General features: G+C 53.0%; 13 protein-coding genes. 10 read left to right on the top strand and 3 right to left on the bottom strand.

Features of this window, described 5'->3' with window-relative positions; translation table 11 throughout:
• Positions 1-50: 50 nt before the first annotated feature.
• The 4 genes from WFL93_RS20955 to WFL93_RS20940 all read left to right on the top strand — a co-directional run bounded on the left by WFL93_RS20955 (position 51) and on the right by WFL93_RS20940 (position 3116).
• Positions 51-1193 carry an alanine racemase gene (locus tag WFL93_RS20955; RefSeq protein WP_442955902.1) on the top strand — a complete coding sequence of 381 codons (1143 nt, stop codon included), beginning with the start codon at positions 51-53 and terminating at the stop codon, positions 1191-1193.
• A gap of 106 nt (positions 1194-1299) precedes the next feature.
• On the top strand, positions 1300-1695 hold the full coding sequence (locus WFL93_RS20950) for a hypothetical protein (protein WP_007885277.1): 396 nt from the start codon (positions 1300-1302) through the stop codon (positions 1693-1695).
• 435 nt (positions 1696-2130) lie between these two features.
• Complete coding sequence (locus WFL93_RS20945; RefSeq protein ID WP_007885275.1) at positions 2131-2397, top strand: hypothetical protein; 267 nt, start codon at positions 2131-2133, stop codon at positions 2395-2397.
• 74 nt (positions 2398-2471) lie between these two features.
• Positions 2472-3116, top strand: a complete 645-nt coding sequence (locus tag WFL93_RS20940; protein WP_007885273.1) for an oligosaccharide flippase family protein — start codon at positions 2472-2474, stop codon at positions 3114-3116.
• Positions 3117-3197: 81 nt separating this feature from the next.
• Here WFL93_RS20940 and WFL93_RS20935 read toward each other — a convergent pair whose 3' ends face one another.
• The gene (locus WFL93_RS20935; RefSeq protein ID WP_336778970.1) at positions 3198-3890 is read right to left on the bottom strand and encodes a response regulator transcription factor; all 693 of its coding nucleotides are present in this window, start codon (positions 3888-3890) and stop codon (positions 3198-3200) included.
• 291 nt (positions 3891-4181) lie between these two features.
• Here WFL93_RS20935 and WFL93_RS20930 point away from each other — a divergent pair, with 291 nt between their 5' ends.
• Positions 4182-4799 carry a trimeric intracellular cation channel family protein gene (locus tag WFL93_RS20930; protein WP_007885270.1) on the top strand — a complete coding sequence of 206 codons (618 nt, stop codon included), beginning with the start codon at positions 4182-4184 and terminating at the stop codon, positions 4797-4799.
• Here WFL93_RS20930 and ligB read toward each other — a convergent pair.
• The gene (gene ligB / locus WFL93_RS20925; protein WP_336778969.1) at positions 4713-6482 is read right to left on the bottom strand and encodes an NAD-dependent DNA ligase LigB; all 1770 of its coding nucleotides are present in this window, start codon (positions 6480-6482) and stop codon (positions 4713-4715) included. The genes WFL93_RS20930 and ligB overlap by 87 nt on opposite strands.
• Before the next feature lie 239 nt (positions 6483-6721).
• On the opposite strand from ligB, the gene gmk reads away from it, so the two are divergent.
• Genes gmk through recG form a run of 5 tightly spaced genes read left to right on the top strand, consistent with a single transcriptional unit; the run spans position 6722 to position 12584 of the window.
• On the top strand, positions 6722-7345 hold the full coding sequence (gene gmk / locus WFL93_RS20920) for a guanylate kinase (protein ID WP_036619878.1): 624 nt from the start codon (positions 6722-6724) through the stop codon (positions 7343-7345).
• A 57-nt stretch (positions 7346-7402) separates the two neighbouring features.
• Positions 7403-7678, top strand: coding sequence for a DNA-directed RNA polymerase subunit omega (rpoZ, locus tag WFL93_RS20915; protein WP_007885265.1), 276 nt, complete (start codon positions 7403-7405; stop codon positions 7676-7678).
• Positions 7679-7698: 20 nt separating this feature from the next.
• On the top strand, positions 7699-9810 hold the full coding sequence (gene spoT, locus WFL93_RS20910; RefSeq protein ID WP_007885263.1) for a bifunctional GTP diphosphokinase/guanosine-3',5'-bis pyrophosphate 3'-pyrophosphohydrolase: 2112 nt from the start codon (positions 7699-7701) through the stop codon (positions 9808-9810).
• 3 nt (positions 9811-9813) lie between these two features.
• Positions 9814-10509 (top strand): tRNA (guanosine(18)-2'-O)-methyltransferase TrmH, encoded by a 696-nt coding sequence (gene trmH, locus WFL93_RS20905; protein WP_049851567.1) that lies wholly within the window; start codon positions 9814-9816, stop codon positions 10507-10509.
• On the top strand, positions 10506-12584 hold the full coding sequence (gene recG / locus WFL93_RS20900; protein WP_336778968.1) for an ATP-dependent DNA helicase RecG: 2079 nt from the start codon (positions 10506-10508) through the stop codon (positions 12582-12584). Before trmH ends, recG begins: the two co-directional genes overlap by 4 nt.
• On the opposite strand, the gene WFL93_RS20895 is transcribed toward recG, so the two are convergent.
• Positions 12581-13060: a MarR family winged helix-turn-helix transcriptional regulator gene (locus WFL93_RS20895; protein WP_180822720.1), complete on the bottom strand. Its 480-nt coding sequence runs from the start codon at positions 13058-13060 to the stop codon at positions 12581-12583. The genes recG and WFL93_RS20895 overlap by 4 nt on opposite strands.

Here is a 13060-nt window from a genome sequence, read left to right as displayed (position 1 = left end):
CGCATTGTTTAATGATGGTCCGCACTTGTCATTACCTGCGGACTATTATGATGGAACAGAATATAGCGGCTGGCTGGCTGCGACCGTTGATTGCCGACCGGCTCACTCCTTACCTTGAAATTGATGCACCGCGCCTGCAGCGCAATCTGCATCAGATGCAGCAAAAAGCCGATGCCGCTGGCGTCGCGCTGCGCCCCCACATCAAAACCCATAAAAGCGTCTGGATCGCTGAGCAACAGCGAGCACTTGGCGCGCAGGGCATTACCGTTTCTAAGCCGAGTGAAGGCATCGCCTTTATTCTCGGTGGTGAACGCGATCTGCTGCTGGCTTATCCGATAGTGCAAGCCGACACACTGGCCGAAATGTTAGCGGTTGCCGCACAACACCAGGCGCGTATTACCTGCATTGCTGATTGCGCAACTGGCGTTGCGGCGATTACTGCGGCACATCAGCGTCAGCCCGATTGCCAGTTAGCGATAGCGATTAAGGTGGATGTCGGCCTGCATCGCATTGGTGTCGATCCACACAGCAGTGCCGCCATTACGCTGGCGCAGCAAATTCAGGATGCAGGTCTGCCATTTGCCGGATTGGTTTCTCATGCTGGACATGCTTATGGTGCGGGCAATGCCGTTGCCATCGCGGAAATTGCACTGCAGGAAATTACACTGATGCGCGATGTGCAACAGCGCCTGATCGCCGCCGGATTTGCTGACTGCGCGATTTCGGTTGGTTCAACACCAACGGCGTTAGCAGCTCCGGTAGCCAATGGCTGTGATGAAATCCGCCCCGGCAATTACGCGCTGCTGGATCTTACCGCATGGCGTTTGGGTCTGTGTGCGCCGGATGAATTGGCATTGAGCGTGGTGACACGCGTCGTCGCAGTTAATCCGCACTTCGCCATTATTGATGCCGGCTCCAAGATGCTCAGTTCAGATAAAGGTCCGCACGGCACCAATGCCAGCGGATTTGGCATCGCGGTGGATGAGCAAGGCAATCACTATGAAGTGTTGAAGCTGTCGGAAGAGCATGGCTTTCTGCAATATGGCGATCAGGCGCCGCCTGTTGGCGCACTGCTGCGTATATTCCCTAATCACAGCTGTGCAGTGGTGGCGCAGTCCGATCGCTTCGTGCTGCGTCAGGCTGATGGCAGCAGTGAAGAACGGGATATTCAGGGGCGCGGCAAGTTCATCTGATTACAGCATTCTCACGGAAACCGCTGCTGTACCACACTTCCATGACCGGGCCGTTTGCAGCCCGGTACCACCGTGCTTTAATGGCTGTATCACATCAGGAGGTTCCATGCTGCCATCTCAGACAGTCACGCTGACCGTTCCACGCAACTGGTTAGATTTATATGAAACCATCTGGAAGCCTGAATGCTTTGCCAAATGGGCAAGTGGGCTCAGCGCCAGCACGCTGACGCAGGAAGGAAATAGCTGGAAAGCCAAAGGCCCAGAGGGAACGGTAAAGATTCGATTTACCCCACACAACCCGTTTGGCGTAATGGACCACTGGATTGATACCGGTAGCGGAAAAGAGATTTATATGCCGATGCGGGTGATTGCTAACGAACAAGGTGCAGAAGTGGTGATGGTCGTTTATCGCCAGCCGTTGATGTCGGATGAGAAATTTGCCCAGGATGTTGCATGGGTAAAACGCGACCTCGAACAACTTCTTCACCTGTTAACTCATTAGAATCAATGAATTATGCAATCAACACCTCTTTAACTGTTGCTGGAATCAAACGATAAAAATCGGTTTCTTTTTCGCACAGCAGCGTTTAACTGTTTTAGCAAAACCTCCACTGATTTATACGCTAATCACCAGTCCGGCTTAAGCATCCTCACCAGGAAACCTCCTGGTGAGGATGCTTATAAAAAAGCCTGGCCCGTATGATTTATCGAGATTTTTTAGTTATCCGTCTATTGCAACTTCATCAAGGGGCGAGGAAAGACTAAAAATTTTAATAAATAGTAAGCCGTTCGCCTTATATATTCTGATGCATATTCTGAAACCATTTATTCCTGCGGTGTATTTATAGGAGTTTTCTGATGGTGTTAATTTAATTAAAACACGGTATAACTCCTTCACACACAGCAGTAACCATAATAACAACAGCAGGGAAATAACATGGATCGCTCAACCTATCCTTTGTTATCAGAAAAAGAATTTGTTGAGATTGCCAGGCGGATGCTGGCCGGGGAATATATAAACGCAAAGGGATTTTATAATGATCTTACGGATTTCCTCCGCACAGGAGGAGATACCGTTAAGACAAAAACACCATTAAGCGCCAGGGGCATCTTTATACATTCAGAACATCATTTAATTGAAAGCATCTTTACGTGGCAAAACCTGAAAGGTATTTCAGGACTGCGCCAGGAATCGCTGCATTGATGTGAGCTGGACTCTAACCTCTGGCTAGAGTAACCCCTTAATTGCACTGGTACATGTACCATAATGAGCAGAGTATGGCGTTAAGAGAGAAAAATCTGACCCACGCTAAATGGTCAATTTTGTCATCAATCAAAATCGTCGGCATTGGTGTTTTACAACTTTCACTTCTGGCAAAAATACTTCAGGCAAATGAGTTAGATCTACTCGCCATTGCGATTGTGATGCTGTTAATTATTGATACACTAGCCGACCGAAAGTTTGGCAATGCCATTATAAGAAATAACAACCTCAATAATAGCGATCTCTCAATTTTATATTGGGGAAACGTATTAAGCGGCCTTGTTATCTTTGCTGTACTGTTTATTGGCAGTGATATTTCTGGTCGTATAATGAATCAACCTGAGATGGCGGTAATGCTTGAAATGATTTCGGTCATATTCATTATTATTCCGCAGGGGCAACATTATCGCGCAATATTACAGCGGGAAAACCAATTTTCGCGCATTGCATTCACGGAAGTCTCTTCTGTGCTGGTGGGATTAGGCGTCACGCTCTTCACCGTGTGGCTGACACCCTCAGTGTTGTGCGCTATCTGGGGTTACCTTGCCATGGTATCCATCAGAATGCTGGTTTATTGCTACTACGGTCGTGCCTGGTTTCAGCCAGAATACCGTTTTAGCCTAAAAAGTTTCGTCAACGTGCGAGCAAGAAACGGATAATAAAAACAAGTCTGTATGGTGGGCTCTGGGCATCTGAAAAGATGCGTTCGCGTGCTGGTCGCCAGCACGCTTTTTTCTTTTTTATGTTTCCAGTAACTCTTCCAATGAGTGAAAAGCGAGTTCGCTTAACTTACCGTTACGCTGCAAGCGCAGCCAACTCACCAGCATCCGCAACTCATCAATCACCATAAACAGATCGGCCATATCATTCTTGTTTTTGATCTGCAGCCGCGTCAGTGCGTTGAGCTTGTGCGCATTCACCGTTTTATGACTGATACCTAAACGAGTGCCAATGTGTTCGGTGCTATAACCCCATGCCATCATCAGTAACACGCGTAGCTGACGATCGGGCAGCAGAATGTCAGCGCCTTCCATCAACTGAACCTGTGTACTCGCGCTGATGCAAGCGCTCAAGCGGTGGGTAACAGCCTGACAGGATGATTTTAAATCCAGAATATTGAGTGCTGGCAGATAGCGGCTTAATGCATGCATTAACGGTAATAAGCGCCGGGTAAGCACCAATATCTGCATCGTGGGAAACTGCTGTTGCAAGGCATAGAGCACCTTGAAGGTACCGGCCAACGACATATTTTCGTGGAAAATGCAGACTAACAACCGCGGCTTGAGTTTTTCACACTGCGACATCACGGTGCTCAGCGACCACAACTCATGCACCTGGCCGTCAATAGGTAATGTTGCCAATAGCCCCTCCAACCCCACCGCCGCCAGTTTGTCGGAAGAGAAAAAGAGAATGTCTTCGTTACGAGTTTTCATGCCTGTCCGATAGTTGCCGCGCGTGATGCCAATGAGTTGGGAGCCTGGCTGAACAGGCAATAGACAGGTACGACACAATCTGCCTGAAACTTAAGTTGATGAGGTTTTTAACGATTCGCATCATTTATACTCATGCGAAACGGTGGCTGAATGCTGATTTATCCCACCGGCTAAGCCTGTTAGCATGCTTGCCATAAAAATGGCTAATCTGATGCTGCTTTATTGAGAAAATCTCAGTGGTCTACCCGCTGGGAAATCTTTAGCCTTGCCGCCAATCTGATGGAGTGCTCTATGTTATTAACCGTTCTCTATATTATTGGTATTACTGCCGAAGCCATGACCGGCGCACTGGCGGCAGGGCGTCGCAAAATGGATTTGTTCGGCGTGATCATCATCGCTTCGGTTACCGCGATTGGTGGTGGTTCGGTGCGTGATATTCTGCTAGGTCACTACCCTCTCGGCTGGGTAAAACATCCTGAATACATCATGATCGTCGCCGCCGCTGCGGTGGTGACGACCTTTGTTGCCCCCCTAATGACGCATCTGCGTAAAGTATTTCTGGTGCTGGATGCGCTGGGTCTGGTGGTGTTCTCGATTATTGGCGCACAGGTCGCACTTGATAGTGGTCATGCTTCCATTATTGCTGCCATCGCCGCTGTAATTACCGGTGTGTTTGGCGGCGTACTGCGCGACATGTTTTGCAATCGCATTCCGCTGGTGTTCCAGAAAGAGCTGTATGCCGGTATCGCGTTCGCCTCTGGCTGGATGTACATCCTGCTATTGAAAACGCCGCTGGCGCATGAAGCGGTGGTGATCATCACGCTACTGTTTGGCTTCTTCGCCCGCTTGCTGGCGCTGCGTTTCCGCCTCGGTTTGCCGATTTTCAACTATCCCCACCCTGAACATTGAGTCAACAGCAGGAATCTCCTGCTGTTGCAGAAAGTGAATCAATTGCTGCAGGCTCGCATCCTGCAGCATCATCACAATCCGCTGTGCCAAAACGCTACCGATACCGGGCAACTGCTGCCAGCTTTCCGCCGTTCGCGCCATCAACTGCGACCACTGTGTATCCGGGAGCGCCTGCAGAGCTTTACGCGGTAACGGCAAGCCAAGTGCACTTACCCAGCGCCGCAGCGGCAGTTGCCGCGTTAAGTTGAAGCGGTGCCAGATGAGCTGCGCGCGAGCAGGCGTTATCCCGTTGGCCTGCGCAATCTGCTCTGGCGTCAGCGTCAGCCAGGAAAAGAGATGCGTGATAGCACCACTATCCAGTAAGCGCTGCCAGCTGCTGCGCTGTACGCCCGCAATATCCAACACCGTTTTCTGGCTCAGCCAGCTGAGGCGAGACAAAAACTGCGCCCGGCAGGCAGCGCTGAAGTGCAGACACGTTAAGCCGTGGAATTCGCCATTCTGAGGCGACGATGGATAATCGCGCTGCACAACGCGCCAAATTATCCGCTCCAGCCGGGGAATGCCTAATCCCGCAAGCGTGAGCGTCACCTCATCGCCCGCGATCACATCCAGTTCGCGCCAGCGTCGCAGTGAGCCAATGTTGACCCGCCGTACCGTTTTATCGTCGAGTTGCACCGGAATCAGATTCAGCACGACGGCAATCTTGCCCGTGCGTCCTACATTGAAATCTACCGAGAGCACTTCGCTACTGACTTCCGCCGGCTGATATTTCCATGCCGCTGACCAACTGCCCTGCCCAGGCTGCCAATCGCGCCCTGCGCTGGCAGGTGATTGATGGATTACTACGCCATCGGTGACAAATGGCAGCGATTCGCGGTACCAGCGAGCGCGCCATACTGCGACCTCCTCTTCATTACTTACCTGACGACTCCAGCTCTGCGTGAGTCCAAAGCCCCATTGCGTTAGCTGCGCCAGACGATCGGACATCGAAGCCGGGCCGTCCGGCCACGCCCAGATGAATATACCGAGGCGATCAAGAAGCGGGCTGCTGTCGTGCCGCATCATCGCTCCCGCCACCTGAGCTCGCGCATTTTTACCACCGTCGCGAGCCTGTTGATGATCGTTCATATGCAGAAACAGCTCACCTTGCAGTATGACTTCGTCTCGCTGGGTATGAATACGTTGCGGAATGGCAGGAATATGGGGCGATTTGGCCAGCCACTCTTCACCACGCAAACCATCGCCACGGCTGATTAATGAAACCAACCGACCTTGCCGATACACTAACGTGACAGCTACGCCATCAACTTTGGGCTGCAACCACAGCGCAGATCTATCTTGCATCCAATACGCCACCGCCAGCTTATCGCGCAGTTTGCGCACGCCAGTGTGTGCAACGGGATGATGCGTGCTGCCGTCGGTGGTGAGTTGAGCATCATAGGAGGGCTGCGCGGGGGTGAAACAGCGCTGCCACTGCTGTAACCGCTGTTGCAGGCTGTCATAATCCGCATCGGTCACCGCATGAGTACCCTGCCGATAATAAGCGTCGTCCCACTGACGTAGCTGGGTTTGCAGCTGCGCTATCTCCTGCCCGGCGCGCACGGGCGACCAATTTGGACACAGCGCTTCGGCCCAGCAACCTACGCTGAAAAAGCAGCAAATCACACTGAGGCATCCTTTCATCTTCACTCTCCTTTTTGTCTATTGGAGAGTGCAGCGAAGGCTTTTACCAGCAGTGAAAATTGCAAGATAGAAGCAGATTCCATCGTTTATATGCCCGTTGCAGCATGCTGCATCTGCTTCTGGCGCGGCTTCACAGAAAAAGAATTGCCTCAGCCAAGCGGCAAACGCTGCGTGACACCCTTAAGCCGTGTATACTGTGCAGGAAATCGACTCCGCTCTTTACTCAATTCAAGATAACCATGGCTCAAGGCACGCTTTATATTGTTTCCGCCCCTAGCGGCGCGGGTAAATCCAGCCTGATTCAGGCGCTGTTAAAGACACAACCGTTGTACGATACGCAAGTGTCTATTTCGCATACCACCCGTGGCGTGCGTCCCGGTGAAGCTCATGGTGAGCACTACTTTTTCGTCTCTAAGCCCGAATTCGAGACCATGATTGCAGCAGATGACTTCCTCGAACATGCGGAAGTGTTTGGCAATTATTACGGTACGTCACGCGCTGCCATTGAGCAGGTGCTGGCGACCGGCGTTGACGTCTTCCTGGATATCGACTGGCAAGGTGCGCAGCAAATTCGCAAGAAAATGCCTGCTGCACGCAGCATCTTTGTGTTGCCGCCCTCTACCGAAGAGTTGGATCGCCGCCTGCGTGGACGCGGTCAGGACAGCGAAGAGGTAATTGCCCGTCGTATGCAACAGGCGGTGGCGGAAATGAGCCACTATGCCGAATATGATTATTTAATTGTTAATGATGATTTCGATCTGGCGTTGTCAGATCTGAAAACCATTATTCGCGCAGAACGTCTGCGTATGGGTCGCCAAAAATCGCGACATGATGCTTTAATCAGCAAACTATTGGCAGTCTGAATTCACTTTCAGTATTATGCCCAGTCATTTCTTCATCATCTGTGGAGTAGCACACCTATGGCACGCGTAACCGTTCAGGACGCAGTAGAGAAAGTTGGTAACCGTTTTGACCTGGTGTTGGTCGCTGCACGTCGTGCACGTCAGATGCAGGTAGGCGGTAAAGATGCGCTGGTTCCAGAAGAGAACGATAAGCCGACCGTTATCGCCCTGCGCGAAATTGAAGAAGGTTTGATCACCACCCAGATCCTGGATGTCCGTGATCGTCAGGAACAGCACGAGCAGGAAGCCGCTGAGTTACAAGCCGTTACCGCTATCGCTGAAGGTCGTCGTTAACAGCACTCTGCAGGTCGCCCTTGTATCTGTTCGAAAGCCTCAATCAACTGATTGAAAAATACTTGCCTGAGGAGCAAATTAAGCGCCTCAAGCAAGCTTATCTAGTCGCGCGTGATGCCCACGAGGGTCAAACACGCTCCAGCGGCGAGCCTTACATCACCCATCCTGTTGCTGTCGCCTGCATTCTGGCCGAGATGAAACTCGACCATGAAACGCTAATGGCGGCGCTGCTGCATGATGTGATTGAAGATACGCCCGCCACTTATCAGGATATGGAACAGCTGTTTGGTAAAAGCGTTGCCGAACTGGTGGAAGGTGTCTCCAAGCTCGATAAGCTGAAGTTCCGCGACAAGAAAGAAGCGCAGGCTGAAAACTTCCGCAAAATGATCATGGCGATGGTGCAGGATATCCGCGTCATCTTGATCAAACTGGCTGACCGCACGCACAACATGCGCACGCTCGGCGCGTTACGCCCGGATAAAAAACGCCGTATCGCGCTGGAAACGCTGGAGATTTACAGTCCTCTGGCGCACCGTCTTGGTATTCATCACCTGAAAACAGAACTGGAAGAGCTCGGCTTTGAAGCGCTCTACCCGAACCGTTTCCGCGTGATCAAAGAGGTGGTGAAAGCAGCGCGTGGTAATCGAAAAGAGATGATTCAAAAGATCCTCGCTGAAATCGACGGTCGCTTACAGGAAGCAGGTATTCCCTGCCGCGTAAGTGGACGTGAGAAGCATCTCTATTCGATCTACCGCAAAATGCACCTGAAAGAGCAGCGTTTTCACTCGATTATGGACATCTATGCCTTTCGCGTCATCGTGAAAGATCTGGATACCTGTTACCGCGTGCTTGGCCAGATGCACAGCTTGTACAAACCGCGTCCCGGACGCGTGAAAGATTACATCGCCATTCCCAAGGCCAACGGCTATCAATCGCTGCACACCTCAATGATTGGCCCGCATGGCGTGCCGGTTGAAGTGCAGATCCGTACCGAAGATATGGATCAGATGGCTGAAATGGGTGTTGCCGCACACTGGGCTTATAAAGAGACCGGTGAAATTAGCGGTACTACCGCGCAAATTCGTGCTCAGCGCTGGTTGCAAAGCCTGCTGGAGCTGCAACAAAGCGCCGGTAGCTCATTTGAATTTATTGAAAGCGTGAAATCCGATCTCTTCCCGGATGAGATCTATGTGTTCACGCCGGAAGGCCGCATTGTCGAATTGCCGGCTGGCGCCACGCCAGTCGATTTCGCCTATGCGGTGCATACCGATATCGGTCATGCCTGCGTTGGCGCTCGCGTCGATCGCCAGCCTTATCCGCTGTCTCAATCGCTGACCAGCGGTCAAACCATTGAAATCATTACCGCGCCGGGCGCTCGCCCGAACGCTGCCTGGCTCAATTTTGTTGTCAGCTCAAAAGCGCGCGCCAAAATTCGTCAACTGCTGAAAAACCTCAAACGTGAAGACTCCGTTAATCTTGGCCGTCGTCTGTTAAGCCATGCGCTTGGCGGCAGCAAGAAGCTGGCAGAAATTCCTGCAGAGAATATTCAGCACGAACTGGAACGCATGAAGCTGACCGCCATCGATGATTTGCTGGCGGAAATTGGCCTCGGTAACGCCATGAGCGTGGTGGTAGCGAAGAACCTACTGCAGGCGGGCAGTGATGAGCCGCAAAGTAACAGCAAACGCAAAAAGCTGCCGATCAAAGGTGCAGATGGCGTGCTGATCACCTTTGCCAAATGCTGCCGTCCGATTCCAGGCGATCCCATCGTTGCGCACGTTAGTCCCGGCAAAGGACTGGTGGTGCATCACGAATCCTGCCGTAATATTCGCGGCTACCAAAAAGAGCCTGAAAAGTTCATGCCGGTAGAGTGGGATAAAGTGACCGATCAGGAATTTGTCGCCGAGATTAAAGTCGACATGTTCAATCATCAGGGCGCGCTGGCGAATCTGACTGCGGCAATTAATACTGCCGGTTCCAACATTCAGAGCCTGAATACCGAAGAGCGAGATGGTCGCGTATACAGCGCCTTTATCCGCCTCACCGCGAACGATCGCGTCCATTTGGCGAATATTATGCGCAAAATCCGCGTAATGCCGGACGTGATCAAAGTTCACAGAAACCGTAACTAGTCGATGAACGCTCAACGCTTTGCTCGTATTCAGGAGATGTTGGCCCTGCGCCAGCACGATCTCACCGTCTGCATGGAACAGGTGCATAAACCGCATAATGTCTCAGCGGTGATCCGTACCGCCGATGCGGTCGGCATCCACGAAGTGCACGCCGTGTGGCCAAGCGTGCGTATGCGCACTATGGTTTCAGCTTCAGCTGGCAGCAACAGCTGGGTCAAGGTGAAAACGCATCGTCATATTGCCGAAGCGGTACGCCATCTTAAAGATGAAGGCATGCAGGTGCTGGCGACCAATCTGTCGGCCAAAGCGGTGGATTTTCGCGAGGTCGATTACACTAAACCGACCTGTATTCTGATGGGTCAGGAAAAGACCGGGATTACGGCGGAAGCACTGGCATTGGCCGATCAGGACATTATTGTGCCGATGGTTGGCATGGTGCAGTCGCTCAACGTCTCGGTCGCGTCTGCGTTGATTCTGTATGAAGCGCAGCGTCAGCGACAGAATGCCGGGATGTATCAGCGCACCTACAGCCTGCTGGATGAAGACGAACAACAGCGCCTGCTGTTTGAAGGCGGCTATCCGGTACTGGCGCGCGTCGCCAAACAGAAGGGCCTGCCTTACCCGCACATCAATGCCCAGGGCGAGGTGGAAGCCGACGCCGGTTGGTGGGCCACCATGCAATCGACGGGTAAAAAATGAAAGGCCGTCTGCTGGATGCCATCCCGCTCAGTACCCTGACCGGCGTCGGCGCCAGTCAGGCGGGTAAGCTGGCTAAACTCGGCCTGTTTACCATTCAGGATTTGCTGCTGCACCTGCCACTTCGCTACGAAGATCGCACCCAACTGTATAAAATTAATGACCTGCTACCGGGTGTCTATGCCACGGTGGAAGGTGAAGTGCTGAGCAGCGAAATTACCTTTGGCCGCCGCCGCATGCTGGTGTGCCAGATTAGCGATGGCAGCGGCATGCTGACCATGCGCTTCTTCAATTTCAATGCCGGGATGAAAAACAGCCTGTCACCAGGCCGACGTGTTACTGCCTATGGCGAGATAAAACGCGGCCAGCGCGGTGCGGAAATCATTCATCCCGAGTATCGCGTGCAGGGCGAACAAGGCAGCGTTGAGCTGCAGGAAACCCTCACGCCGGTCTATCCTACAACCGAAGGCATCCGCCAGGCCACGCTGCGCAATCTCACCGATCAGGCGCTAACGCTGCTGGAAAGCTGCCCCATTGCCGAACTGCTGCCGTCAGAACTGAGCGGCGGGCTGATTAGCCTGCCAGATGCACTGCGCACTCTGCATCGTCCACCGCCGGATTTACGCTTGAGCGAGCTGGAGACCGGGCGTCATCCGGCACAGAAGCGCTTAATTCTGGAAGAACTGCTGGCGCATAACCTCAGTATGCTGGCGGTGCGCGCTGGCGCACAGCGCCATCATGCGCTGCCGATGCCGCCACGTCATGAGCTGGTTAATCAACTGCTCGCGGCGCTGCCCTTTTCGCCAACCGGTGCGCAACAGCGCGTGGTGGCAGAAATCGAAAAGGATCTGGCCAACGATTTTCCGATGATGCGTTTGGTGCAGGGCGATGTCGGTTCCGGTAAAACGCTAGTGGCTGCACTGGCGGCACTAAATGTCATCGCGCATGGCAAACAGGTGGCGTTAATGGCTCCCACCGAACTGCTGGCTGAGCAGCACGCCAACAATTTCCGTCAGTGGTTTGCGCCGCTGGGAATTGAAGTGGGCTGGCTGGCGGGCAAGCAGAAAGGCAAAGCGCGTGAGGCGCAGCAGGAAGCGATTGCCAGTGGCCAGGTCGCGATGGTGGTGGGCACCCACGCGTTGTTCCAGGAGCAGGTAAAATTTAACGGCATGGCGCTGGTGATCATTGATGAGCAGCACCGCTTTGGCGTGCATCAGCGCTTAGCGCTGTGGGAAAAAGGTGAGGAACAGGGCTTCCATCCGCACCAATTAATTATGACCGCAACCCCGATCCCCCGCACGCTGGCGATGACCGCTTACGCCGATCTCGATACCTCGACCATCGATGAATTACCGCCGGGACGTACGCCGGTGACCACGGTGGCAATTCCCGATAGTCGCCGCAGCGAGATCATCACCCGCGTGCAGAGCGCCTGTCATGAAGGGCGCCAGGCTTATTGGGTCTGTACGCTGATCGAAGAGTCTGAAGTGCTGGAAGCGCAGGCGGCGGAAGCCACCTGGGAAGAGCTGAAAGTGGCGCTGCCAGATTTGCAGGTTGGCCTGGTCCACGGCCGCATGAAGCCAGCCGAAAAGCAGGCGGTGATGGCGGCGTTTAAAGCCAATGAAATTCAGCTGTTAATCGCCACCACGGTGATTGAAGTGGGCGTGGATGTGCCAAACGCCAGCCTGATGATTATTGAGAATCCAGAACGTCTCGGTTTGGCGCAGCTGCACCAGCTGCGCGGCCGCGTTGGCCGTGGCGCCGTCGCCTCGCATTGCGTGCTGCTGTACAAAGCGCCGCTGAGCAAAACCGCACAAAAACGTCTACAGGTGTTGCGCGACAGCAACGATGGCTTTGTGATTGCGCAGCACGATTTAGAGATTCGCGGTCCCGGTGAAATGCTTGGCACCCGCCAGACAGGTAACGCCGAGTTTAAAGTGGCTGATTTGCTGCGCGATCAAGGCATGATCCCCGAAGTTCAGCGCGTGGCGCGCCATATCCACCAGCATTATCCTGAGCAGGCGCAGGCATTAATTGAGCGCTGGCTGCCGGAAACCGAGCGCTACAGCAACGCTTAATCCGCGGTATTATCAACCGCCATAAAATCTGCGACAAATTTCTGCAGCAAACGCGCCAGCTCGGCGCGCTCGTCATCCTGCCAGCTGGCAAACAGGTTTTGATAAATCTGCGCGCGCGCAGCATCGATTTTGTCGGTCATCGCTTTACCTGCCGTAGTAATCACCGCTTCGTTCACCCGTTTGTCTTTGGCATTTTTCTGGCGCTGTGCCAGCCCCAACTCTTCCAGTTTCGCCACCTGACGACTGACGGTGGTGTAATCGCGCCCAGCACGCTCCGCCAGTTCAACCACACCAATCGGCCCGAAGCGTCCAATCTGAATCAGTAGCGGAAACAGTGCGCGATCAAGCTTAATATTCGATTCTTTTATTAGCAATTCATCACGTTGCGGTCGATTGAAGGTTCCAACAATCATCAGCAGCGCGTTGTGCAGATCATCAAATGCTGCACTATTATGTGTATTTTGCACACTTTTCAT

Origin of the sequence: Pantoea sp. USHLN256 (assembly GCF_037149875.1) — a bacterium.
Classification (GTDB): Bacteria; Pseudomonadota; Gammaproteobacteria; order Enterobacterales; family Enterobacteriaceae; genus Pantoea; species Pantoea nemavictus.
The sequence above is the reverse complement of the archived record's forward strand: the minus strand, read 5'-3'. Positions and strand labels throughout refer to the sequence as shown.

Excerpts from the sequence above, each read along its gene's own strand:
- WFL93_RS20935 (WP_336778970.1), bottom strand. The coding sequence starts at position 3,890 with ATGAAAACTCGTAACGAAGACATTCTCTTTTTCTCTTCCGACAAACTG.
- WFL93_RS20945 (WP_007885275.1), top strand. The coding sequence starts at position 2,131 with ATGGATCGCTCAACCTATCCTTTGTTATCAGAAAAAGAATTTGTTGAG.
- recG (WP_336778968.1), top strand. The coding sequence starts at position 10,506 with ATGAAAGGCCGTCTGCTGGATGCCATCCCGCTCAGTACCCTGACCGGC.
- WFL93_RS20950 (WP_007885277.1), top strand. The coding sequence starts at position 1,300 with ATGCTGCCATCTCAGACAGTCACGCTGACCGTTCCACGCAACTGGTTA.
- ligB (WP_336778969.1), bottom strand. The coding sequence starts at position 6,482 with ATGAAAGGATGCCTCAGTGTGATTTGCTGCTTTTTCAGCGTAGGTTGC.
- gmk (WP_036619878.1), top strand. The coding sequence starts at position 6,722 with ATGGCTCAAGGCACGCTTTATATTGTTTCCGCCCCTAGCGGCGCGGGT.
- rpoZ (WP_007885265.1), top strand. The coding sequence starts at position 7,403 with ATGGCACGCGTAACCGTTCAGGACGCAGTAGAGAAAGTTGGTAACCGT.
- WFL93_RS20940 (WP_007885273.1), top strand. The coding sequence starts at position 2,472 with ATGGCGTTAAGAGAGAAAAATCTGACCCACGCTAAATGGTCAATTTTG.
- WFL93_RS20930 (WP_007885270.1), top strand. The coding sequence starts at position 4,182 with ATGTTATTAACCGTTCTCTATATTATTGGTATTACTGCCGAAGCCATG.
- trmH (WP_049851567.1), top strand. The coding sequence starts at position 9,814 with ATGAACGCTCAACGCTTTGCTCGTATTCAGGAGATGTTGGCCCTGCGC.
- WFL93_RS20955 (WP_442955902.1), top strand. The coding sequence starts at position 51 with ATGGAACAGAATATAGCGGCTGGCTGGCTGCGACCGTTGATTGCCGAC.
- WFL93_RS20895 (WP_180822720.1), bottom strand. The coding sequence starts at position 13,060 with ATGAAAAGTGTGCAAAATACACATAATAGTGCAGCATTTGATGATCTG.